21 protein-coding genes, 1 tRNA gene and 2 pseudogenes are annotated in these 21,753 nt (G+C 62.9%); 10 read left to right on the forward strand and 14 right to left on the reverse strand.

Annotation, left to right across the window (positions count from 1 at the left end; translation table 11 throughout):
* Positions 1-17 precede the first annotated feature (17 nt).
* From EF888_RS01310 to rbfA, 9 genes are all read right to left on the reverse strand, one after another.
* Positions 18-458, reverse strand: a complete 441-nt coding sequence (locus EF888_RS01310; RefSeq protein ID WP_109760522.1) for a DUF3775 domain-containing protein — start codon at positions 456-458, stop codon at positions 18-20.
* A 106-nt stretch (positions 459-564) separates the two neighbouring features.
* Positions 565-1,308, reverse strand: coding sequence for a hypothetical protein (locus EF888_RS01315; RefSeq protein WP_109760521.1), 744 nt, complete (start codon positions 1,306-1,308; stop codon positions 565-567).
* An 86-nt stretch (positions 1,309-1,394) separates the two neighbouring features.
* Positions 1,395-2,504: a THUMP domain-containing class I SAM-dependent RNA methyltransferase gene (locus EF888_RS01320; RefSeq protein ID WP_109760520.1), complete on the reverse strand. Its 1,110-nt coding sequence runs from the start codon at positions 2,502-2,504 to the stop codon at positions 1,395-1,397.
* The gene (locus EF888_RS01325) at positions 2,501-3,145 is read right to left on the reverse strand and encodes a CatB-related O-acetyltransferase (RefSeq protein WP_109760519.1); all 645 of its coding nucleotides are present in this window, start codon (positions 3,143-3,145) and stop codon (positions 2,501-2,503) included. Before EF888_RS01325 ends, EF888_RS01320 begins: the two co-directional genes overlap by 4 nt.
* Positions 3,146-3,383: 238 nt before the next feature.
* A complete protein-coding gene (gene rpsO, locus EF888_RS01330; protein WP_109760518.1) occupies positions 3,384-3,653 on the reverse strand; it encodes a 30S ribosomal protein S15 in 270 nt (89 codons plus the stop codon).
* A gap of 493 nt (positions 3,654-4,146) precedes the next feature.
* Positions 4,147-4,659, reverse strand: a complete 513-nt coding sequence (locus EF888_RS01335; RefSeq protein WP_109760517.1) for a DUF1643 domain-containing protein — start codon at positions 4,657-4,659, stop codon at positions 4,147-4,149.
* Entirely contained in the window at positions 4,656-5,561 is a 906-nt protein-coding gene (gene truB / locus EF888_RS01340) for a tRNA pseudouridine(55) synthase TruB (RefSeq protein ID WP_109760516.1), read from the reverse strand. Before truB ends, EF888_RS01335 begins: the two co-directional genes overlap by 4 nt.
* Positions 5,562-5,611: 50 nt before the next feature.
* Positions 5,612-6,361 (reverse strand): phosphodiester glycosidase family protein, encoded by a 750-nt coding sequence (locus tag EF888_RS01345; RefSeq protein WP_109760515.1) that lies wholly within the window; start codon positions 6,359-6,361, stop codon positions 5,612-5,614.
* On the reverse strand, positions 6,333-6,731 hold the full coding sequence (rbfA, locus tag EF888_RS01350) for a 30S ribosome-binding factor RbfA (RefSeq protein WP_109760514.1): 399 nt from the start codon (positions 6,729-6,731) through the stop codon (positions 6,333-6,335). The genes EF888_RS01345 and rbfA overlap by 29 nt, the downstream gene beginning before the upstream one ends.
* A gap of 164 nt (positions 6,732-6,895) precedes the next feature.
* Between rbfA and dapB the strand changes: the two genes are divergently transcribed.
* Entirely contained in the window at positions 6,896-7,708 is an 813-nt protein-coding gene (gene dapB, locus EF888_RS01355; protein WP_109760513.1) for a 4-hydroxy-tetrahydrodipicolinate reductase, read from the forward strand.
* A 60-nt stretch (positions 7,709-7,768) separates the two neighbouring features.
* Positions 7,769-7,858 (forward strand) — tRNA-Ser (locus EF888_RS01360).
* Between the two features lie 317 nt (positions 7,859-8,175).
* On the opposite strand, the gene EF888_RS01365 is transcribed toward EF888_RS01360, so the two are convergent.
* The 3 genes from EF888_RS01365 to EF888_RS01375 are packed head-to-tail and all read right to left on the reverse strand — an operon-like array spanning position 8,176 to position 10,483.
* Positions 8,176-9,840: a recombinase family protein gene (locus tag EF888_RS01365; protein ID WP_109760512.1), complete on the reverse strand. Its 1,665-nt coding sequence runs from the start codon at positions 9,838-9,840 to the stop codon at positions 8,176-8,178.
* Positions 9,837-10,244 (reverse strand): DUF2924 domain-containing protein, encoded by a 408-nt coding sequence (locus EF888_RS01370; RefSeq protein ID WP_206508395.1) that lies wholly within the window; start codon positions 10,242-10,244, stop codon positions 9,837-9,839. Before EF888_RS01370 ends, EF888_RS01365 begins: the two co-directional genes overlap by 4 nt.
* Positions 10,241-10,483 (reverse strand): DUF3489 domain-containing protein, encoded by a 243-nt coding sequence (locus EF888_RS01375; protein ID WP_109760511.1) that lies wholly within the window; start codon positions 10,481-10,483, stop codon positions 10,241-10,243. The genes EF888_RS01370 and EF888_RS01375 overlap by 4 nt, the downstream gene beginning before the upstream one ends.
* 374 nt (positions 10,484-10,857) lie before the next feature.
* Between EF888_RS01375 and EF888_RS01380 the strand changes: the two genes are divergently transcribed.
* From EF888_RS01380 to EF888_RS22020, 5 genes are all read left to right on the forward strand, one after another.
* Positions 10,858-12,312, forward strand: coding sequence for a DNA modification methylase (locus tag EF888_RS01380; protein WP_109760510.1), 1,455 nt, complete (start codon positions 10,858-10,860; stop codon positions 12,310-12,312).
* The gene (locus tag EF888_RS01385; protein ID WP_109760509.1) at positions 12,305-12,697 is read left to right on the forward strand and encodes a DUF5681 domain-containing protein; all 393 of its coding nucleotides are present in this window, start codon (positions 12,305-12,307) and stop codon (positions 12,695-12,697) included. Before EF888_RS01380 ends, EF888_RS01385 begins: the two co-directional genes overlap by 8 nt.
* 22 nt (positions 12,698-12,719) lie before the next feature.
* The gene (gene terL, locus EF888_RS01390; protein WP_164721536.1) at positions 12,720-14,135 is read left to right on the forward strand and encodes a phage terminase large subunit; all 1,416 of its coding nucleotides are present in this window, start codon (positions 12,720-12,722) and stop codon (positions 14,133-14,135) included.
* 364 nt (positions 14,136-14,499) lie between these two features.
* On the forward strand, positions 14,500-14,880 hold the full coding sequence (locus EF888_RS22015; protein ID WP_241239765.1) for a helix-turn-helix domain-containing protein: 381 nt from the start codon (positions 14,500-14,502) through the stop codon (positions 14,878-14,880).
* A gap of 28 nt (positions 14,881-14,908) precedes the next feature.
* Positions 14,909-15,457, forward strand: a complete 549-nt coding sequence (locus tag EF888_RS22020) for an IS630 family transposase (RefSeq protein ID WP_206508397.1) — start codon at positions 14,909-14,911, stop codon at positions 15,455-15,457.
* A 200-nt stretch (positions 15,458-15,657) separates the two neighbouring features.
* Here the strand turns inward: EF888_RS22020 and EF888_RS01400 are convergent.
* Positions 15,658-16,826, reverse strand: a protein-coding gene (locus EF888_RS01400) for an IS3 family transposase (RefSeq protein ID WP_126918455.1) whose coding sequence is annotated in 2 segments (ribosomal slippage) — positions 15,658-16,562 and positions 16,562-16,826 — 1,170 coding nt in all. Because the reading frame shifts where the segments join, the coding sequence is not laid out codon by codon here.
* 273 nt (positions 16,827-17,099) lie between these two features.
* Between EF888_RS01400 and EF888_RS01405 the strand changes: the two genes are divergently transcribed.
* The 3 genes and pseudogenes from EF888_RS01405 (at position 17,100) to EF888_RS22390 (ending at position 18,921) form a co-directional block, all read left to right on the forward strand.
* On the forward strand, positions 17,100-17,858 hold the full coding sequence (locus EF888_RS01405) for a LamG domain-containing protein (RefSeq protein ID WP_164721537.1): 759 nt from the start codon (positions 17,100-17,102) through the stop codon (positions 17,856-17,858).
* Positions 17,859-18,216: 358 nt separating this feature from the next.
* Positions 18,217-18,602: pseudogene (locus EF888_RS22385) on the forward strand (PQQ-dependent sugar dehydrogenase).
* Positions 18,583-18,921 carry a PQQ-dependent sugar dehydrogenase gene (locus tag EF888_RS22390; protein WP_277601030.1) on the forward strand — a complete coding sequence of 113 codons (339 nt, stop codon included), beginning with the start codon at positions 18,583-18,585 and terminating at the stop codon, positions 18,919-18,921. Before EF888_RS22385 ends, EF888_RS22390 begins: the two are co-directional and overlap by 20 nt.
* Before the next feature lie 236 nt (positions 18,922-19,157).
* Here EF888_RS22390 and EF888_RS01415 read toward each other — a convergent pair.
* A pseudogene (locus tag EF888_RS01415) lies at positions 19,158-20,298 on the reverse strand (IS3 family transposase).
* Between the last annotated feature and the right edge of the window lie 1,455 nt (positions 20,299-21,753).

The following is a 21,753-nucleotide window of genomic DNA, read 5'->3' on the forward strand; positions in this document are numbered from 1 at the left end:
ATTCGATGCAAGCCCTGTTACACGTTGTTCTCGACGTAGTCGGCACAGGAAAGGCCGATGACGTTCAGGCCTTCTTCCAGGTAGTCACCCAGAAGCGGCGTGCCCACGAGGTATTGCGCGGTGCGGTCGTTGTGCCCTTCCTCGGCCATGCGACGGGCTTCGTCCCAGCTGTCGGGGCCTTCGGCGCGACCGAGCCACATGATGGCGACGAGGTCGATCTGCGCGCCGTGGTTGAGATCGGAGATGACCGAGAGAAGCTCGTGCCGGACGGGGTCGGACGGTCGATCCTCGAGCACGGCGGCGTCGATGTCGTCGTCGTCGAGCCGCGATGCCGCCGGATCGGACGACCCCGTCTTGACGTCGAACTCGCGCGCCTTCTCGATGACATAGCATACGGTGTCGAGCGGGACGCGGAGGTCCGGCGTGTCCGTGTCGGGTGTCTGGCGGCTGAGCGTCATGGGACCTGTCCTGCGAAAGCTGTTCCGCCATGGTGGCGGGCCGATGCCTCTCGAGACATGATGCAGGTCAAACGCGGGTCAAGTGCGCGGGGCGGGTGTCCGCCCCTCAGTGCATCCGCGGCGCGGCTTCGAGTTGCGAGGCGGCCGCCAGCGCCGCCGTCTGGCCAAGGATCACCTGCGCCGCCTCGGTCGGGAAGTACACTCCGTTGACGAAGGTCTGCCCCCGGCCATAGCGCAACCCGGCCGAGATCACGAAGGGCGGGATGCGGCGCGGCGCGAGGCGGGCGGCGTCCGTTGCGGGGTCCGACAGCCGGGATTGTGCGCGGTCGTAGCGGATGCGGTCCTCTGCGCCCAGCGCGGCCATCCGTTCGGCCAGGGCTCGGCCCGACGTGCGGCCGAGGAGAATGTCGGTGGATACGTCGAAGCGCGAGAAATAGGCGTCGAAGAAACAGGCCGTCGCGATGATGCGGTCCGCGATCTCGTTGACGAGGCGCGCGGCAGGGGACGCGACGCTCGACCCGGCGAAGGGCGCGAGGATGGCGTTGACCCGCGCGACATCGCCGAAGAGCACCATGAGGTCGACCTGCGCGTTCGGATCGATCGAGCGGAAGTCGTCCGTGTAGTGAAAATGCTGGAAGCTGTCGTGGCCAAGCGCGTCGGTTTCGACGAAGAGCGCCTCGGAGTCCGCATTGCGGATCAGGTCCAGCGGACGACGGTCGGGACCGTAGGACAGGGGGCGGTTTTCCTTCATCGTGGCGATCAGCCTGGCCGCGTCGTCACCGATGCCGATCATCCGCCGCTTGAGCCGACGGACGCAGAGTTCCCTGGGCGGTTTCCGTGCGAACATCATGGCCGTGTCCCCGTTCTGGATGCGCCTCCGATCTCGACCCCGGATTCGGGCAAAATTGCGGCGGCTTCGTGAAGGGATTGCCGAGGTCAGAGAGGGCCGGTCTGATAGAGACGGACGCGGATCCCTCCGTGGTCGATGAACGGACCGGGTTCGGCGAAGGGAAGGCCCGTCGATTTCACCAGGCCGGGCTCGGACGTGACGAGGGCGATGCGCCAGCCCCGAAACCTTTCCTTCATGGCCTTTCCGAAGCTTGCGTGCAGCGCATGAAGCGGACCCTTGGCGCCGATGCGGCCGCCGTAGGGCGGGTTCGCGATGACGAGGCCGGGGCGTCCCTCGGGCGGGGCCACGTCCGAGACGTCCATGCGCTGGAAACGGATGATTTCCGAAACGCGGGCCCTTGTCGCGTTTTCGCCCGCCATCCGGACGGCCCCCTGGTCCCGGTCCGAGCCGAAGAAGCGGGGCGGGCCAGGGGGCGTAACCCGGTCGTGTGCATGGCGCATCGCCTCCCAGCCTGTTGCGTCGAAGGTGGCCAGCGTCTCGAACGCGAACGCGCGGGCGCGGCCGGGGGCCAGGTCGGACGCGATCTCGGCTGCCTCGATGGGGAAGGTTCCTGAGCCGCACATGGGATCGAGGACCGTCTCGCGTCCGTCAAAGCCCGCGGCGCGCAGGAGGAGGGAGGCCATCGTCTCGCGCATGGGCGCCTTCGCGACGGCCTGCTTCAGACCGCGTTTGTGGAGCGACGCGCCCGAGGTGTCGACGCTGAGCGTGGCCAGGTCGTCCTCGATCCGAAGCTTCAGGACGATGGCGGCGTCCTTGGACAGGGGCGCACCGAGGGTTTCGCTCACCGCGCGCTCGATCCTCTGCGCGGCGGCACCGGCATGGTAGATGCGGGACTTGCGGCACGTCGCCTCGACGCGGAACGGAAGGTCGGGCCGCAGCCAGTCCCCCCAGGGTACCTTGCGTGCGCGCTTGTCGAGTTGTGCAAGATGCATGGCGCGGAACGAGGTCAGGCGGACAAGCACGCGCGTCGCGCCGCGCAGACGCAGGTTCGCGCGCCAGGCCTCGGACCAGCCGCCCGACAGCGTGACGCCGCCGGGTATGGTGCCGGTGACGCCGAAGCCCTTCTCGCGCGCTTCGTCCGCGAGGAAGTCTTCGAGACCGGGATGGGTCACGAGGAAGAGTTCGGGCTCGCTCATGGCGCCGCACGCTCGAGCGCGTCCACGTCTCCGCCGCAAATCTCGGACTCGTGGGCGAGGATGCGGTCGATCGGCCAGTCCCACCAGGCGATGCGCATGAGGCGGTCGATCTGCCCGTCGGTGAAACGCCTGCGCAGAACGCGGCCCGGATTGCCTGCCACGATGGCGTAGTCCGGGATGGAGCCTGACACCACGGCACCGGCGCCCACGATGACGCCCGATCCGATCCGTGCACCCGGCAGGATCGTGGCTGCGTCGCCAAGCCAGACATCGTGGCCGACGATGGTGTCCGAAAACGATGTCGGCATCGAAGGGCGCCCGACGGTCGGGCCGCCGAAGATCGCGAAGGGAAAGCTCGATATCCCGTCGTACCTGTGGTTGGCCGAGGCGGTGATGAAGCGTGCGCCGCTGGCGATCTGGCAGAACTTGCCGATCACAAGCTTCTCGGCCGAGAAGGGAAAGATGTAGGGGGCCTTTCGCGCGATCCAGTCGTCTGGCGGGTCGTTCTCGAAGGCATAGGTGTAATCTCCGACCTCGATCCTCGGGTGATCGACGACGGCCTTCAGGAAAACGGCGCCGGGATGGGCGGAGCCATCGGGCAGCCTCAGGGGATGACGTGTGTCGGGAGAGGGGAAGGGCATGGACGCCTCGCTGGTCTGATCTTTGTCGATGGGTGACGGGTCAGATGCAGTGCTGGTCCATGTGCCTTACTCCGGTGATGCGAGGACGTCCCTAGTCGAGATACCGAGGCGGTTCAAGCCGGCTGCGGCTCTGGGCAGGGACGCGGAACGGACGGGCGACGAGTTCACATAGGGAGGGGCTCAACGAAAAAGGGCCGCCCGAGGCAGCCCTTCCGGTGTTCGGTCTTGGAGGCTTGCCTCAGCGACGGAGGCCGAGACGCTCGATCAGGTCCTGATAGCGCTTCTCGTCCTTGGCCTTGACGTAGTCGAGGAGCTTGCGGCGCAGCGCGACGAGCTTGAGAAGACCGCGGCGCGAGTGGTTGTCCTTCGCGTGGGTCTTGAAGTGCTCGGTCAGCGTGGAAATGCGCGACGACAGGATCGCGACCTGCACTTCGGGCGAACCGGTGTCGCCGTCCTTGGTGCCGTAGTCCTTGATCAGCTTCTGCTTTTCTTCGGCAGTGATCGACATCGGGGTCTCCTTTCAGGATCGATGGCGCGAGCCGGGATGTCGTCCAGCAAGGCCCGTGGAGGTGAGATGGGGCGTATAGGCGAAGCGGATGCCGTTGGAAAGCGGAATCTGGGAGCAGATGGAGCGTGGCACGACCGGAACAGGCGTTCCGGAAAGACGACGTGAGGCGGTAACGGCGTCTTCATCAGAAGCTGCCAGATTGCCTGTCATGAGCCGCAGGGGTGCGGCCGCTCCAGAAGGGAGTCCAGGTGACCTTGGAAGGGGCGGCGGACCCGTGCGTGCACGGGGGGCCTGACGGCGGCCGCGATGCGCGGCCGCCGCCCGCCGGTCAGGAAGGGGGGCGCTGCCCCCGTCCCGGCGCAAGGCCGGGCCTCCCCCGGGATATTTTCGGACCAGTGAAGATGCAGGGCAGCGATCCCGTGACGGTTGGCGGCGGGGTCTTTGCGCCGCCGGTGCCGTGGGCTGTGGGTCATTCTGCATGCGTGCCGGCCCTTCAGGTCCAGGAGACCGGGCCAACGCCGTAGGAGACATAGAGCGGGTGCCTCGGGTGGCCGTCCTTCGATAGTCCGAGCGTCAGGAGGGGCTTGCCACTGGCGTTGAGGATCGCGGCGACTGCTTGCCCCCGAGACCGATGCGCGCCGTGGATGCCCCAGGCGCAGAGGACGGCGTCGCTCCAGTCCGCAGCCTCGGCGATCTGGGCGTCGTTCGCCGCACCGACTGGCCGCTCGGCGCGGCGCAGTCGGGCGGGATCGGTCTCGCGCAGGGCGAAGAGGTTCGCGACGCGGAAGGCGCCATAGCCGAGAGCACGGGCGCGGCGTTCGCAGCGCTCGACGGTGGGGTCGTTTGCGGCTTCGGTGGCGGTCGAGGGGTTCAGCATGACGTAGAGAAGGCGCGGGCCGGCCGCGTCCCAGGTCCGGGTCAGCGCGTAGCGGTAGCGGAGGCAGGGCGAATAGACCGCCGCGCTGTCGCGCCCGTCGCCAGTGTGGCGGCGGGTGACGAGGGTCACGAGGCGAAGACGCGGGTCGGATGCAGTTCGCCCGCGCGGTAGGTGCCGACGGCGACAGCCTCGCCCTGGTAGGAGGCCCAGGCCATCTCGCCGTATTCCGCGTCGGAGGCGATCACCATGCCGGGATTGCCGTTTCTGAGCCGCGCGGCGCCCTCGGCAGTCGCGGGCAATTCGGGCAGATCGGCAAGTCCGGTCTCGAGCGGTAGGAGAAGCTCGTCGAGCTCGGGCGTGCGGGCGAGGCGTTCGACGTCGTCGAGGGTCACAGCGTCATCGAGATCGAATGGCCCGGCCCAGGTGCGTCTGAGCGTGACGACGTGGCCGAAGCAGCCGAGCGCTTCTCCAAGGTCGCGGGCGATGGCGCGGACATATCCGCCCTTGCCGCAGACCATCCGCAGTTGTGCGTGGTCGGGATCGAGGCGGGCCAGGAGGTCGAGACTCTCGACGTAGAGCGGGCGCGCCTCGATCTCGACGGTCTCGCCGGCGCGGGCGAGCGTATAAGCGCGCTCGCCCTCGATCTTCACGGCGGAAAAGGCGGGCGGTGTCTGGAGGATGTCGCCGGTGAAGGCGGGCAGGGCCGCGCGGATTTCTTCGTCGGTGGGGCGGGTGTCGGAGGTGGCCGTTACCTCGCCCTCGGCGTCGTCGGTGTTGGTGGAGGCGCCAAGGCGGATCGTGAAGTCGTAGGCCTTGAGCGCGTCGGTGACGAAGGGCACCGTCTTGGTCGCCTCACCCAGCGCGATGGCAAGGAGGCCGGTTGCGTCGGGGTCGAGGGTGCCTGCGTGGCCGGCCTTCTTCGCGTCGAAAGCCCACCTGACCTTGTTCACCACGGCGGTCGAGGTCGGTCCGGCGGGCTTGTCCACCACCAGCCATCCCGAGATGTCGCGTCCCTTTTTGCGCCGTGCCATGCTCGTCCCCTTCCGAGAGGCGGCGTGCTAGCGCCTCGCGGGCGCAAATGTCAATCGGTGGGAACGGTGACGCCAAGGATCGGCCCCATCGGAAAACCGAAGTCCTGGCGGCGGAGCTCGGGCGCGTAGAGGCGCGAGATGTTGCCGTCGAGGAAGAGGGCGTTCGGCGTTCCGAGGACATCGCGGAAGAACCGCGCGAAGCGGTGGAAGGTCACCGGGCGGTTCGAGATCGCGACGATCATCCGTCCCTCCGGCGTGACGCCGACACCGTTGCGGATGTAGCGAGACCGCGAGTCGGGCAAGAAGCGCGGATGGAGCGCGCCGTCGATGACGAGCATCGGCCCGGATTGCGTGGCATAGCGGCAGGCGGGTGGTTCGGCGGCGAAAGCACGGGATTCGACCACGCGCGCCCAGCCGTCGCCGATGCAGAGCACGCCGTTCGGCAGGAGACCGAAGTTGCCCGGGCCCTTGCGGGTGACGATACGCGCGCGTTCGGTCCCGTCCTCGACGTAAAGCCCGACGGGGCGCCGGTCGGGATGATACATGCCGGCGTTGACCGCAAAGGCGAGGCGCCTTCCTTCGGACGCTAGGGACGCATCGACATTCTCGAAGGTGCCGAGCAGCCTTCCGTCATCGTCTCGGAGGAAGAGCCGGATGTCGTCGGTTGCGGGGTCGGCCTCGCACACGGTGAAGGGCGTGTCCTCGAATGCCACGTCCCGGCATCCGGCCGCCTGCGCGGTCCCGGAGAAGAGCGACGCAAGAAGGATCGCGCTACTCGCGATCCAGGTCGCGGCGGACATTCTCGTCGGCGAACATGGCGCGTGTGTCGTCGAGACGGTCGAAGGTCTCGTCGATCTCGTAGCGGATTTCGGGCGTGAACTTGAGCTGAAGGCTGCGGCCCACGACGCGGCGGATCTCGGAGCGGTTGCGGCGCAGCGCGTCGAGCGCCTCGTCGCGCTGGCCGCCGCCGAGCGGAAGGACATAGGCGGTCGCGGTCCGTAGGTCGGGCGTGCAGGTCACCTCACCCACGGTGATCGAGAGGCGATTGAGGTCGGGATCGTGGATATCGCCCTGGGTCAGGATGTCCGACAGCCTGCGTCGGATCAGCTCGGCCACGCGAAGCTGGCGCTGCGAGGGGCCGGACGTGTCGGAGAAGCGGGAGCGTGCCATGTCCTCGCATCTAGGCCTTGAAGCGTCTCGGGACAAGTCGCGATGCAAGGGGCTCCGCCCCCTCGGCCTTTGGCGTCTCCCCCGGAGGATTTGCGGATTGAAGAAGTTGCGGGTTTGCGGATGGGAGCCGCTGGCGTAAGGAAGGCGCGGATAGGGAGGGTGCGATGGACGACTTGCCGAACGTGGTTGTGACGGGCGCTTCGGGGCGCATGGGGCGGATCCTGATCGGCGCCTTGCAGCGGTCGGACGTGCTGCGCCTGTCGGGCGCGGTCGAGAAGCCGGGCAACCCCTGGGTCGGCCGGTCGCTGTCCGACGTGCTGCCTAGTGCCCCGGAGGGTATCTTGGTGTCGGACGATCCGCTCGAGGCCTTCGCCGAGGCTCAGGCGGTGATCGATTTCACCACGCCCGAGGCCACCGTCGCCCATGCCGCCATCGCGGCGCAGGCGCGCACGGTTCATGTGGTGGGCACGACAGGTCTGAGCGAGGGAGATTTGGCGAAGCTGAGGGCAGCGGCGCGTCACGCGACCATCGTGCGCGCCGGGAACATGAGCCTTGGCGTCAATCTTCTGGTGCAACTCACGCGGCGTGTCGCGGCGGCCTTGGACACGGACTACGACATCGAGATCGTCGAGGCGCACCACCGTCACAAGGTGGATGCGCCCTCCGGCACTGCACTGATGCTGGGCGAGGCCGCGGCGGCTGGACGCGGCGTATCGCTGCGTGCGGTCGAGGATCGCGGTCGTGACGGGATCACTGGTGCGCGCGAGGCCGGACACATCGGGTTCTCGGCGATCCGGGGCGGCGACATCGTGGGCGAGCACGACGTCATCTTCGCCGCGCCCGGCGAGCGGATCGTCCTGCGCCACATCGCCACCGACCGCAGCCTTTTCGCACGAGGCGCCCTGAAGGCGGCGCTTTGGGGACAGGGTCGCTCGCCGGGCGAATACGACATGCTGGACGTCCTCGGATTGAAGTGACGACACCGTCAGGCTTGCGCTTGATCCCGGTCGGATATTGCTGCTAAACGCCAGCCTGCCGGAGAGGTGGCCGAGTGGTCGAAGGCGCACGCCTGGAAAGTGTGTAGGCGGGAAACCGTCTCCAGGGTTCGAATCCCTGTCTCTCCGCCAGCCACCTAAGCCATTGATATATAATTTAAAATGGCCGAAAATCCTCCCGACATTCCCGCGACTTGTCTGCGTGCTCACTGAACGGAGACGCCTCTCGGAGACATGTCAGGTAGCAATTGGCCGCTGAGTCTCCGGAGGCAGCAACTGCGGGTACGGTTTTGGCCGGACATTCCCTGCTGGCAGGGAATTTGCAGGGAATTTTCCGCATACTCGCAGTTTCCGTCACTTTCGGGCGGGCAAAGCTCATCCAAAACAGTTGCTTACAAGTCAATTCCCTGCGCCTCCGAGCAGGGAATGTGCAGGGAATTCGCTTCGGATCAGGGGAGACCGAAGAGCCGTTCCTGTTCGATCCAGTCGAGGGGGATATCAAGAACGAGCATTCGTCGGAGCGTCAGCTCCGGCGCCAGGGTCCCGGTTGCGATCGCGCGCTGGATCCGGGGCGAGAGAAACGCGAACGGCGCGCGGGTCCGGATATGTACCTCGTGGTGCCCGGCTTCTGCAGCGAGGTCCCCCATAGGCGTGCCAGTCCGCAGAGCTGCGGTCCAACGATGAGCATCTTGCAGGGTCTTTAAGAGGACGGGATCGGGCTTCTCGGCCCGGTCGCCGACGATGAGCTTCACTTCGACCCCGCGCCGGCGCAACCGGACCTCTGCCGATACCTTGCCGACCTCCGATGCGAGGCTGTCTGCTGAGACGGAGAGGGCCGTTGCGATGGTAATACGGTCCAGCTTCAGGGAGATTTCTTTGGCCCCTACAACCCCTGACACGAGGACGCCCCTGAGTAGTGAGGGGACTGGTCGACGCAAGGAAGCTGCAAGGGCGCGTGCAGCCGTGGCAAGATCAGAAGCGGCCCTAAGGTCGGGATCGGTAAGCAATTGATGTCCGGAGGCCGCCCGCTCGAGGTGATCTGCGACGAGCCCCGCGACGAGGCTCTCAAGTTTCGAGGCAGGCAGGCGCCAACCGGTGGGATCGGGTCCACCGGCAACGAGCCGGTTCGAGACGTAGTACCGGTGCCGACGACCCGCCTTCATGGTTGAGGTCGGCGTCAACCGATCGCCGGTCTCATCGCGGAGCTTGCCCGCGAGGAGTGCCGGATCTGCGTCGGACCTTCGCCCCCTCCCGCGCCGCGCCGATGCCTGCAGGTTCTCCTGGACCCGGTTCCAGAGATCCTCGTTGAGGATCGCCTGGTGCCGCCCAGGCCAGACTAGCTCCTTATGCCGGATGCGACCGAGATAGACCGGGTTCAAGAGGACCTTGTGGATGTGACCGGTGGAGAAGACATTCCCGCCCTGAGTACGCCCGGTCCGAAACACGTAGCGCTTCGACCGAAGCCCGAGCGCTGCGGCCTCGCGCGCCACCAGGATGAGGTTGCCATGGCGGTCGTAGAGATCGAAGATCGTCCGCACTGTCTCGGCCTCGGCCTCGTTGACCACGAGTTCCCGGACCTTGGGATCGGGATGGGGATCGTAGCCGAGAGGGACGATCCCGCCCATCCACATTCCCTGCCTCTTCGAGGCGGCAATCTTGTCGCGGATACGCTCGGCGGTCACCTCCCGTTCAAACTGGGCGAAGGACAGCAGGACGTTCAAGGTGAGTCGGCCCATCGAAGAGGCCGTGTTGAATGCCTGCGTCACTGAGACAAAGGAACAACCCGAAGCATCCAGTCGTTCGACCAGCTTGGCGAAGTCCGCCAAGGACCGGGTGAGCCGGTCGATCTTGTAGACCACCACCATCGCGACGCGGCCCGCGTCGATCTCGGAAAGCAGCTGTTGCAGGGCGGGGCGTTCGAGCGTGCCCCCGGAGACGCCACCATCGTCGAAACGGTCCTTCGCAAGGATCCAGCCCTCCTGCCTCTGGCTCGCGACATACGCGGCACAGGCCTCGTACTGGGCGTCGAGCGAGTTGAAGCTCTGCTCCAGTCCCTCGTCGGAAGACTTCCGGGTGTAGATCGCGCAGCGCACCTTCGCCGCAACAGCCATCATCGAGCCTCTCCCAGGCCGAAGAACCGGGGACCGGACCAGCGCGCGCCGGTGATGGCGCGAGCGACCGCCGAGAGGGAGCGGTAACTCGCGCTGTTCCAACGGAAGCCATCTTCGGTGACCTGGACGACGTGGGTTATGCCGTTCCACTCCCGGAGCAGCCGGCCGCCCGGTTTGAGGTCCGACCCGGCCGGCGCGACATGCCTCGCCCGGTACCGGTCCAGGTCCTTCACGAAGCCCTTTGGCAGCCCTCCCATCCGGCGGGCCTGGACCTCGAAGGCCAGAAATCGGCGGAGGAAAGGCTGGCTGAGGCTCTTGGGGACCGGTTTGCCGAACATCCCGGACCAGGCGGCAACAAGTGCCGCCCGGTCCATTGCTTCGATCTCCGGCACCGTCGGGAGCGTCATGCCCCCTCCGGACTTGCCGTGATCCGGTAGACGGGCGCGCCACCCTCGGATCTTGGCTCTGTCCGATCGACGCGGAAGCCCGCCTTTCGGAGGGTGCTGAGCGCCGCCCGCACCGAATGCGGCTGCCACCCGGTGGCCTCCTGAAGGGTCGCGAGGTCCGCCCCTGCCTTCCGCGACAAGAGCCGCCTTAGGGTCGCTGACTTGGTCTTGCGCGGTTTGACGTCAGTGGATTTGCTCATCCTGGTCTCCTCTGTTTGCCCGGGTCGACACCGTGCCGGCCCTCACCGAGGAAAGCCCGGACCGGCCGGGCGCTTCGCCACTGACGCTCCGTTCGCCGAGGAAGTCCAGTCTAACCTGCGAAGGGCAAGACCGTGTCGCCCTCCAAACCGTTTGTCAACTATCCCAATGGGTTGTGGGGTAGGTGCGGTTGACAGGGAGGGGATACTGTGCCACTCAGAAGGCCTAGATAGAACCCGGCAACGACAGGAAGTCTATTACCCGCGGTTCGTCCACCGTGATCCAGGAGGGTCACGACGTGGATGAGCTGAGCGTATTGCTTCCGTGTACCGCACAGCCGTCTTCGTCGCCTCCTGGTAAGCATGCAGGAGGTCATATGGAACCCAAGTCAAAAAAAGTCCTGAGCGAGGTCTCCGGTTCACCGGCGAAGCCTTTCGACATTCCGCGCGAGCCAAACAACCTGAAGAACGATCTTTTCGGGGAGATGTGCATCCTGTGGTTGGCCATCGCGCTCATCGATGCGGGGCCACGTCGAGTTCGGCGTGCGCTCGAGAAACAAGTAGAAGCCGTTGTTCAAGCGATCGAGACCTTTGGCTTCCGCGTACCGATCCTCGTTCGTCATGGTGCGAGTGGCGAAAGATATGAGGTTGTAGATGGCCACATCAGGCTTGAGGCCGCCAGCCGGCTTGGAGCCGAGCAACTGCCCCGCATCTTGGTCGGTGATCTTTCTGACGTGGACCTGCGCAGGTTGGCGCTGTCGTTGAACAAGCTGCAGGAAAGCGGTGAGTGGGATAACGAGACACTGCGGATCGAGTTTGCCGACTTGCTCCAGATAGGGGTCGATCTGGAAGTGACCGGATTCAAAGTGCCCGAGATCGATGTCATCCTCCAGGACCATTCAGTTGGTGCATCCGACGAAGATCCTCTGGATGACCTGGATGGCTTGGCTGCGGATGGCTTGAGCCAAGTAACCCGTCCCGGAGACGTTTGGATTGCCGGCCATCACCGGATTTTCTGCGGTCGTGCGCAGGACATGGGCGAACTCGCCCACGGCGGTGTTGCGCGTGAAGCGGCCATGCTGATTACGGACCCCCCTTGGAATGTCAAGATCAGCGGCCATGTCAGCACCGTCAACGGGCGACACGCGGAGTTCGCCGAAGCAAGCGGCGAGATGCAGCCGGTGGAGTTTGTCCGGTTTCTCGTCGAATGTCTGGGGCCCTCAATTGCTCTGCTGCGTTCCGGCGGCGTTGCCTTTATCTTCATGGACTGGCGTCATGTGTCGGAGTTGAACGAGACGCTTCTGCAACTCGGTGTCGAGCAGATCAACCTGGCGGTGTGGGTCAAACGCGCGCCAGGCATGGGAACGCTCTACAGGTCGCAGCACGAGTTGGTGTTCGTCCTTCGCAAGCCCGGTGCGCGGCATCGCAACAATGTCCAGCTCGGCCGGTTTGGGCGCAACCGCTCTAACGTCTGGGAATACGGTGGCGCCACTAGCGGCAAGACGGACGAGGATGACTTCACCGTGCATCCGACCGTGAAACCGGTGGCGATGGTTCGCGACGCCATTCTTGATGTCACAGCACCAGGCGACGTGGTCCTCGACTGCTTCCTGGGGTCTGGATCGACGCTGATTGCTGCCGAGTCATCGCGTCGGCGCTGCGTCGGTGTCGAGATCGAACCTCGCTATGTCGACCTTGCGCTTCGGCGCTGGATGGACCTGACCGGGCAAAAGGTCATTCATGCGGAAACCGGTGAGACCTATGAGGCTGTCTCGGCCAGGCGCGCGGTGAAGCTTCTGCCGGCTCCGGACGAGGAGGATCCAAATGTCTGACGGTTACGATGTGGGCTATCGCAGGCCCCCGGAACATGGACGGTTCAAGAAGGGCCAATCCGGCAACCCGGCAGGTAGGCGCACGGAGCAGGAGCGCTTCGCCACCGTCCTCCGAGAGGAGCTCGCTAACGAGATCGTCATGAAGGTCGGCGACAAGAAACTCAAGGCCTCGGTCATGCGTGGTCTGACCAAGTTGCTGATCAATATGGCTCTCGCAGGCGACAAGAAGGCCATCGCGGAACTCATGCGGCAGATCAACCGATACTTCCCGGAGACGCATGCTGCTGAGGATGCGTCACTCCCGCCAACCGAAGAAGACCTGCAAATTCTCGAGAACTTCGTGCGGCGTCGCCTCGGACGCACGGGTTCCGGTGTGGAGGACTAGATTTATGGCGACAAACTCTGAAATGAACGCCGTACTCCGCCAAGATTTTCCCGCCTTCGTCGAAAAGGTCTTCCATACACTGAACCCCGGGCAGGAATACCTTCACAACTGGCATATCGACGCCATTACTTGGCTCCTGTCCTGCGTGATGAACGGTGAGACGAAGCGCGTTATGGTCAACGTTCCTCCCCGGACGTTGAAATCCATGATTATCTCTATCGCCTGGCCTGCCTTTGTGCTGGGGCACGACCCGACTATGCAAATCTTTGTGGTATCGCACAGCCTTGATCTCGCCGAGGAACATCATGCTGCGTTCCGGACCGTCATAGAGTCCGTTTGGTACACGGACGCCTTCCCGACCATGGTGCCGAAGGCGGATAAGGATACTGCTCTCATGCTGAAGACGAGCGAAGGTGGCTTCCGCAAGGCGTATTCGGTCGGCAGTAAGATCACGGGCCTAGGCGCCGACATCATGATCCTGGATGATACGCTTGATGCCTCGGACGCTCTGAATGAGGCGGCGTGCGCGAAGGTGAACCACTGGATTGCAAACGTTCTGATGGGGCGCTTCAACAAAGGCTCCGAAGGCATCATAGTTTTGGTGATGCAACGGCTTGCCATGAACGACCCGGCGGCATTTCTCCGGCAGCTTGAACCCTGGAATATGCTCTCACTGCCGGCAAAGGCGGAGGTTGACCAGTCGATTCCGATCGGACCGGACGCGACGTATCAGTATGTGAAAGGTGAATTGCTCCACCCTGAGCTTCTGCCCGCCGAGTTTCTGGAGCAGCGCAAGGTCGCCATGGGAACTGCGGGATACAGTGCGCAGTATCTCCAGGCACCGCTTCCCGCCGGTGGCGGCTACATAGACGTGTCGCTGTTCCAGCGCCACAGCGAGTTCCCAAAGGTTTGGGACGCGCGTTTCTTGAGCATTGATGCGGCCTCGGGATCAGACTCGGGATCTTATTCGGTGATCCAGGTCTGGCAGATAAGCGATGGTCGTCTTTACCTTGTCGCCAGTGGCCGAGGCCGTTGGTCGTTTCCGAACCTCAAGAAAGCGGCAATTGCAGCGTTCGACGAGTTCGACGCCGACTTCTACCTGATCGAATTGGCTTCAAGTGGTCGCGCCCTGGCGGAAGAACTTTGGGAGTACTACCCGCGCGAGGTTCGACGGGCGGTGGTCCAATGGTTCAAGCCCACAGAGTCGAAGGAGATCAGGATGGACCGCGCCATGGTGGCCATGGAGGACGGTAGGGTTTTCCTGCCCATGAAGGCCAGCTGGCTGCAGGATCTGATCGAGGAATTGCAGGCCTTTCCGAACGGTGAGTACGATGATCAGGTAGATGCCCTGTCACAAGCTGTCTGGTTCTTTGCACATCCTTACAAACGAAGCCGACATAATCCGAGGAATCGTAGCCGTGTGATCGGAAGGTGGTGACGGTCCTCTACATTCTAGAGCCGCTCTAAGCAAGGTGATCGGAGCGATCGAAGGGCGATCCAGTGGTTCGAACTCCTATCGCTCCGCCACTTACCCCTCGCGAAAGCGTTCTCCCAATCCGGTTGCGGCGGATTTTCCGTTCTTTCGAGAGTTATGCGGAAGGGGCTGTTAACCGGTCCCGGTGCCAGGAGGGGCGAAAGCGGTCTCTCAGAGCGCCATACTGCTTCATCGGGATCTGGCGCCAACACTAAAATACAAAAAAACCGTACTCCTTTCTAGAGCGTGTTGCGGTCGATTCGATTCAGGATTCCCATGAAGTCGGCTGTATGATTCTCTGCCTGCAGGGCAGATATGGGGGTCCGAGATGGGCAAGCCACATCCTATGGCGCTTCGGGAGCGTGTGGTCGCGTTCGTGGAGGAAGGCCACACGCACCGCGCCGCAGCGGCGCGGTTTCGGGTTTCAGTGAAGTTCGTCAATGACATGATCATCCTGAAGCGCGAGACGGGTGGGCTGAAACCGCGGCCGCAAGGCAATTGCGGCGGGCATGGCAAACTGGGCCGTCTGCAGGACTGGATCAGGGCGCGCATGGATGGCAGGCCCGATTTGACGCTGGATGATCTGGTGTTGGCAATCGCGGATGCGCATCAGCTAACGGTTCATCGCGTCTCTGTCTGGCGCGCGCTCCGCAGCCTCGGCCTGACGCACAAAAAAAGACCTGCAAGCCGTCGAGCAAAAGCGGCCTGAGGTCCGGCAGGCCCGCCATGACTGGATTATGCGCCGCCAGCCGTTCATGCGTAACCTGTTGCCGCGCATCGGGTTCATTGACGAGACATCGCTCAAAACAAACATAGTCAAGACCACCGGATGGGCGCCCAAGGGCGCGCGACTGATCGACCATGCCCCCTTCGGCCACTGGAACACCCAGACCTTCATCGCCGCCCTGCGCCATGACAGGCTGGATGCGCCATGGATCATTGACGGCGCAATGAACCGCGAGATGTTCGAGCTTTATGTCGAGACCCAACTCGCCCCGACCTTGCGTCTGGGCGACGTGATCATCCTGGACAACCTGTCATCCCACAAAAGCCACACAGCCGCGCAGGCCATGCGCGCCGTGGGCGCATGGTTTCTGTTCCTGCCACCATACAGCCCCGACCTGAATCCGATCGAGATGGCATTCGCCAAGCTCAAGGCTCTTATCCGGCGAGCCGCGGCGCGGACATACGATGACCTCTGGCGCGTCGCCGGACATGTCTGCGACCTCTTCACCGAGGAAGAGTGCTTCAACTTCTTCAAGGCCGCAGGCTATGAAACCGATTAAACGCAATCCGCTCTAGAACGCCGAGGTGATCCCCAGCCGGACGCCGAAACGTCGGCGTCGTAGAGGCTCACGTTGGATTCCGCCTTAAAAGTTCCAGCCCGGCGCGCCCATCGTTGCCCGAAGCGAACCGCCAGGCCCTGGCGGCCGTTGGTCGTGAGCGGCGATTTGACCTGCCTCAATGAAGTGGTCCGGTATCAATCTTAGTGCATGACGGGTCTTGGCGCTACGGCTGGTGTGGCCGGCGAAGCGGTCCCGGGTGGCGAAGCCGGCCACGAGACGGCCTCCGGAGCCGGCGGCCGATAGCCCAAGGATGAGTGCGGTCGTTTTGTATTGTAGTGCTGGCGCCAGCTCACGATGACGATCTTCGCCTCGGCCAGGCTGTAGAAGATCTCGTCGTTGAGCAGCTCGTCGCGGAGCCTGGCGTTGAAGCTCTCGCAGTAGCCGTTCTCCCACGGTGACCTCGGCTCGATGTAGGCGGTTCTCGCGCCAACGGCGGCGATCCATTCCCGCACAGCCTTCGCCACGAACTCAGGGCCATTGTCCGACCTGATGTAATCCGGGACACCGCGCAGGATGAACTGGTCAGACAGCACGTCGATCACGTCCGTCGATCGCAGCCGCCGGTCGATCCGGACTGCCAGGCACTCCCGGGTGAACTCGTCGATCAGGTAGGGCATGCGGAACTTCCTTCCGTCGTGGGTCCGGCTCTCGACGAAGTCGTAGGACCAGACGTGGTTCGGACGCTCGGGCCGCAGACGGATGCAGGACCCGTCGTTGAGCCAGAGCCGGCTCCTCTTCGGTTGTTTTGCAGGAACCTTCAGCCCCTCCCGCCGCCATATGCGTTCGACGCGCTTCACGTTCACCGCCCAGCCTGCCTCTCGAAGGAGTGCCGTGATTCGACGGTAGCCATATCGGCCATACTCCGAGGCGAGCGCGATGATGTCCGCGGTCAGCGCGTCTTCATCGACCCTTCCGCGCGGCACCTTCCGCTGGGTCGAACGATGCTGGCCGAGCGCGCGACAGGCGAACCGTTCCGAGACGTGGAACTTCTGCCGGACGTGGTCGATGCAGGCACGACGGCGGGCGGGGCTCAGAAGTTTCCCGAGGCGGCCTCCCTCAGGATCAGCTTCTCGAGCGTCAGGTCGGAAACGGCTTTCCGCAGCCGCTCGTTCTCCTTCTCCAGCTCCTTGAGCCGCTTCACCTGGTTGGTCTTGAGGCCGCCGAACTCCTTGCGCCACCGGTAGTAGGTGAACTGTGTCACGCCAATCGACCGCACCGCCTCGGCCACCGACCGGCCCTGCGATACCAACACGTCGACCTGCCGCAGCTTCGCGACGATCTCATCGGGCTTATGCTTCTTCTGGGGCATTCCTTTGTCCTCCATCTGGCTCGAAAGCCTACTTCAGGGAGGACCACTTTTCAGGGAACAGGCCACTCTTACGAGTTTAAGGAGCGGAGTGGTTGCGTATGCCACGAGCGCGTGCACGCAGCGAGCGTTTAACGTTCGGTTTGACTGATATATGTCTTGCTTGATCGCTGTTCGCTCGGAGAAACCGTCGTGTTCCTCAAAATTATTTCTTTTGCCTGTGCTTTAAATTAAGGGATGGTGGAGCATAGTGTGAATGGGCAGGAGGATTCGTATATGATCAAGGGGCTTAGTCTTGCCGGTGCCTTTCTGGCAGCCGTCCCAATGTCAATCGCCGCCGAAGCTGTAGATGGATTGATCGGACAGTGGGCCTTCGACGAGCAGCACGGAGAGCACGCAGCCGATACATCTGGGAACGGGCACGATGGAAGTCTGATCAACGGCGCATGGGGCCAAGGAGTCGAGGGTGGAGCATTGCTGCTTGACGGAGGAAACGATGGCATTGTGACCATCTCTATGGCGGACCAGATTAAGGAGACTAGAAGATCCATCACGCTTATGGCTTGGACCTATCGTACTGACGAGCATAACGTGGCGGTAGTGGCGAGTTCCTATCCGATGCTTTTTCTTGGATTTCACGGGCCGCAATTCAAGCTTGAGTTGACGGAACGCCCTGGCCTTCTTGCTCGTGTTGCGCAGAAGCTTGGGCTTGCGGATGAGGTGGAAGTCGAATGCTATGCTGACATGGCGTACGTGGCGGAGCTCAACAGGTGGATACATCTCGCGGCGACGTACGATGGTGAGATGGCGCGCCTATACGCCGACGGCCAAGAGGTGTGCGCTTTGCCCTTCTCTGGAATAATCAGCTTCTCAGATCGACCGCTTACCATCGGTGGGTATCTAGACAAGAATGGCAGCATTGTAGATGAAATCACTGGCCGCATCGATGATGTACGCCTCTATAACCGGCCGCTTTCTGCCGACGAAGTCAGAGCTTATTTCGAAGACACCGGAGCATTGCGGATGGGACAGTAAGGCTTCGACAGGATGCTGTTGAGGCTCCTGGACATTCTAAGGTTGTGACGAAGGTCCGGCTATGCACCATCGCGCCTGGCGCGTGTTAAGGTACTTGGCGCCAGTCGCGTCATCAAGGCGGTCACCTAAGGAGCGCTCGTTCTATGGTGAAGGTAAAGCGGAGGAGCCTGATCATGAAACGTCGGACTTTCCAACGTGACTGGTCTTCCCGAAGTCTATAAGGAACAGCAAGGGGGCTTGCAGATATTACGGTTCCCAGAGACTTTTTGCAAAGCCGCGAGATCTTCCTAAGCTACGCGAAGAGACAGGCCGAGGGTGGAGCTGACACAGCACTTTGCGTCGGCAAACTGTCGGAGGATTGGGCTCAACTCATGACATTCGCCTACTCTTCGAGTCGGCGCCTGGAGGTCGCGGATGTCGGCACTTCGGCAGCCGCCTAGTGGAAGCCATCGATGGCCGGATCTTCTTGACGGTCGGAGATCGTCGCGACGACATGACGGCACAGGATCTCTCCAATCACAATGGTTGCGTCGTCCGGATCAATCGCAATGGTACAGTACCCTTGGACAATCCGTTCGCCCAACCCCAGACGCACGACCGGAGATTTGGAGCTATGGCCACCGGAATCCACAGGGCGCCGTGCTCGATGCCGCCAGAGATCTCTGGGCGCCCACGGCGGAGACGAGATCAACCGAATTCGACCGGGTGCAAACTTTAATTGCCAGTGATCTTCTACGGACGTGAGTACTCGGTAGATCGTACTGGCGAAGTGACAGAAAAAGCAGGCATGGAACAACCCGAGTTCTACTGGGATCCATTAATTACGCTGTCCGGCACGGTTATCTATTCCGGCCTAATGTTCCCGGAGTGGCGTGGACATATTTTGGTCGGATTGCTTAACTCTGATCACGTTGCTCGCGTTGGCGGAACACCACTACAGGAGATCGAGCGTATCTATGGCGTCGAACTTCAACGAGTCCGGGACCTGAGAGAAGCACCCGACGGGGCCCCTTGGTTTCTCGGTGTGGGGCGGGGCGCCCTCTATCTTCTTGCGCCGGCGTAGCCCGTGGCCGTGTTGCCGGGGTGTGCTATGCAGCGAGACGCACGTTCGTCCTTTCGCATGATCAAGGCGGTGGGTAACTGTAGCCCGAGCTGGCAGTTACCGCCCCTTGATCGAAAGGATCAACTCTTTCGTGTGACCTGCTCCCATGAAACGTTCGCACTTTGAAGTTAGTCTATTCTCCAACTGATGTGCTACCCAACGCGACCTCGGCCGTTGTCGGAGTTTCCGCCCTTCGATCAGACACACGGGCTGGATGCGTGTGCCGGTTTCATCAGCGCTGCCGGGACCTTGTTCCCGATCGCACCATGGGGCCGTTCCTCGTTGTAGTCTCTACGCCAAGCCTCCAACTTTTCGGCCGCATCTTCAAGGCTCATGAACCAATGAGCCGACAGACATTCCGCCCGGAACCGGCCGTTGAAGGCCTCGATGAAGGCATTGTCGGTCGGTTTTCCCGGCCGCGAGAAGTCGAGCGTGACACTGCGCTGATAGGCCCAGAGATCCATGTCGCGCGAGATGAACTCGCTGCCCTGGTCGACCCGGATCGTCTTGGGATAGCCGATCCGGCGGCACACCTGGTCAAGCGTCGCGACCACGTCCTCCCCGCGATAGCTGAACCGCGGATCGAGCACCGGCACGAAGCGTGAGAAGGTATCGACGACGGTCAGGACGCGGATCTTGCGGCCTGTTGCCAACTGGTCATGAACGAAGTCCATTGCCCAAACGTCGTTTGGTCCGACGGCTTCCGCACGATCCTCCCGGAGCTTCGCCTTCACCCGCCGCTTCGGCGTCTTGTTCCTAAGCTGCATGCCCAACTCGTTGTAAATGCGATAGGTCCTCTTCGCATTGATCTCCCAGCCCTCGCGCTTCAGCAGCACGTGGACGCGCCGATATCCGAACCGGACACGGGTCTGGCAAATCTCCCTGATGCGCTGTTCCAACGCGGCCTGGCCGGGCCGACGAGACGTGTAGCGGTAGGTTCTCGGATCGAACCGGATCACCGCACAGGCCCGGCGGATCGACACCTGCCAATCCGCCCGCATCTCGTCGACCAGCGTCCTCTTCCGGGCAGGGTCGCCATTGTTGCGTCATTGGCCTAAGCGACGATGGCGACGAGCTTTCGCTTTATGACGTCCTGAAGCATCTCCTTGTCGAGCGACAAGTCCGCGACGATCTTCTTCAGCCGCGCGTTCTCCTGCTCGAGTTCCCGAAGGCGCTTCATCTCGGACGGCATCAGGCCGGCATACTTCTTCTTCCAATTGAAGAACGTCGCCGAGCTGATCCCGGCCTTGCGACAGACTTCCGCGACAGGCGTCCCGTCTTCAGCCTGCTTGATGATGCACGCCTGTCTCGCGCGTCCGTGAACTTGCTCGCCGTCATGGGCACTCCGCTCCTCTCCCAGCCAGGGATTCGATGCGGAAAACTCTAACCAAGATCGGGGGCGTTTCCGGGGATCACATCACAGCGAAAGAGACGAACATGAAGCGCAGCAGCTTCGCCTCTTTCGCTCGTTTCTTCGAGCCTGGGCTGGCCGTACCCAGCTGGAAAACGCTTGATCACCAGCGCGGTTCTGACCATCTTCCTAGTCAGCGTGAGTAGATTTCGTCTTGGAGCGAGGGATCTCGGGCCACTTTTTGGGGTGCGGATGTATGGGCGCGGTCGACAGCCGAGCCAAGCGTCTTCCGCAGATCGAGGTGCTGAAGTCGATGAATTGGGAAAAGCGGCTTGAAGAGGCGAGGACTCGCCGGGAAGCCATTTTGATACAGCACGAAGTTTCCGGAAAGCCCCGCCCTACGCGAGCCGTTGACGCTGCGGTAGTGGCTCAACTGAGAGCAGCTAGGTTCGAGCGTACTCTAGAGCGAATGCCCGGCGAAGGTGCTGAATCCACCCATGTCTTTGTTTCACAGGTGGAACCAACAGTACCTCCTCCAACTGGCACGGCAGGGCCACAGTATGGCGCGACGCGGGTGCAATCGTCGGCGGCCGGGCGGACTGCGCTTGGCCTTGGATTTGGGCTCGGATTCGCACTCGGCACTTTCGCTCTCGTGGGAGCATATCTTCTCGTCGAACTTCCAGATAGTGCGATATATCTATTACCGGACGCGCTCACGCAGAATCCGTCGACACTTGCGAAACCTGGTCCTTTAGTGACCGTATCTGCATCACCAGACAGCGGCGACTTGGCCTCGGGCGCGTCGAACGAGATCGAGGTTCTGGCGCCCTCGCGGCTCGAAGAAGATGGTTCAATAGAAACGCCCGGGCCCATGTCGCATCACGAGCGCTGGAACACGCCGAGACCTGCGAGTGTTGCTAAGCGACCAATCCAAGAGCCGTCGATGCCTGAGGCCGGTAGGCTGAACGAAGGCGTGTCATTCGGTTTGCGTACATCGTCGGCACCGCTGAACAGGTCCCGGCCTCAGGCCGAGGACTCCACGTCGTTAGCTGCCACCGTCGAGGCTGCACCGTTGCAAGAACAAGCGAACACTGAGGCAGCTATGGCAGTCGCCGGCATACAACCCCGGGTGCAGCAATCCTCGGACCTCGCCGTCTCGAGCACCGACGCGTCGGCGGCGTCCGAGACTGGGACGTTGCGGACCATAGAGCCACTTGCGCAAGTCGGGGTGGCTGCGTCATCCGCAAGTGTGAGGGAGGCGGCGGCGCCAGCGCCGCTACCTGAATATTTCGAAGGACCTGCAGCGTCTCCCTCTCTTCAATTCCAGAACCCAAGATTGCCAGATAACGAGGGGGCGAGCCTCGGCGCGCTGGTTTCCTCCGAGAGCGTTCGCACGCCGGTGAACCTGGCGACCCCGGAGGTTGACGAAACGAGCATACCAT

It is taken from the genome of Silicimonas algicola, assembly GCF_003970735.1.
GTDB lineage: Bacteria > Pseudomonadota > Alphaproteobacteria > Rhodobacterales > Rhodobacteraceae > Silicimonas > Silicimonas algicola.

Excerpts from the sequence above, each read along its gene's own strand:
- EF888_RS01310 (WP_109760522.1), bottom strand. The coding sequence starts at position 458 with ATGACGCTCAGCCGCCAGACACCCGACACGGACACGCCGGACCTCCGC.
- EF888_RS01315 (WP_109760521.1), bottom strand. The coding sequence starts at position 1,308 with ATGATGTTCGCACGGAAACCGCCCAGGGAACTCTGCGTCCGTCGGCTC.
- truB (WP_109760516.1), bottom strand. The coding sequence starts at position 5,561 with ATGGCACGGCGCAAAAAGGGACGCGACATCTCGGGATGGCTGGTGGTG.
- EF888_RS01370 (WP_206508395.1), bottom strand. The coding sequence starts at position 10,244 with ATGACGCTCCCGACGGTGCCGGAGATCGAAGCAATGGACCGGGCGGCA.
- EF888_RS01385 (WP_109760509.1), top strand. The coding sequence starts at position 12,305 with ATGTCTGACGGTTACGATGTGGGCTATCGCAGGCCCCCGGAACATGGA.
- rbfA (WP_109760514.1), bottom strand. The coding sequence starts at position 6,731 with ATGGCACGCTCCCGCTTCTCCGACACGTCCGGCCCCTCGCAGCGCCAG.
- EF888_RS01345 (WP_109760515.1), bottom strand. The coding sequence starts at position 6,361 with ATGTCCGCCGCGACCTGGATCGCGAGTAGCGCGATCCTTCTTGCGTCG.
- EF888_RS01405 (WP_164721537.1), top strand. The coding sequence starts at position 17,100 with ATGATCAAGGGGCTTAGTCTTGCCGGTGCCTTTCTGGCAGCCGTCCCA.
- EF888_RS01380 (WP_109760510.1), top strand. The coding sequence starts at position 10,858 with ATGGAACCCAAGTCAAAAAAAGTCCTGAGCGAGGTCTCCGGTTCACCG.
- terL (WP_164721536.1), top strand. The coding sequence starts at position 12,720 with ATGAACGCCGTACTCCGCCAAGATTTTCCCGCCTTCGTCGAAAAGGTC.
- dapB (WP_109760513.1), top strand. The coding sequence starts at position 6,896 with ATGGACGACTTGCCGAACGTGGTTGTGACGGGCGCTTCGGGGCGCATG.
- EF888_RS22020 (WP_206508397.1), top strand. The coding sequence starts at position 14,909 with ATGCGCCGCCAGCCGTTCATGCGTAACCTGTTGCCGCGCATCGGGTTC.
- EF888_RS22015 (WP_241239765.1), top strand. The coding sequence starts at position 14,500 with ATGGGCAAGCCACATCCTATGGCGCTTCGGGAGCGTGTGGTCGCGTTC.
- EF888_RS01325 (WP_109760519.1), bottom strand. The coding sequence starts at position 3,145 with ATGCCCTTCCCCTCTCCCGACACACGTCATCCCCTGAGGCTGCCCGAT.
- EF888_RS01375 (WP_109760511.1), bottom strand. The coding sequence starts at position 10,483 with ATGAGCAAATCCACTGACGTCAAACCGCGCAAGACCAAGTCAGCGACC.
- rpsO (WP_109760518.1), bottom strand. The coding sequence starts at position 3,653 with ATGTCGATCACTGCCGAAGAAAAGCAGAAGCTGATCAAGGACTACGGC.
- EF888_RS01365 (WP_109760512.1), bottom strand. The coding sequence starts at position 9,840 with ATGATGGCTGTTGCGGCGAAGGTGCGCTGCGCGATCTACACCCGGAAG.
- EF888_RS01320 (WP_109760520.1), bottom strand. The coding sequence starts at position 2,504 with ATGAGCGAGCCCGAACTCTTCCTCGTGACCCATCCCGGTCTCGAAGAC.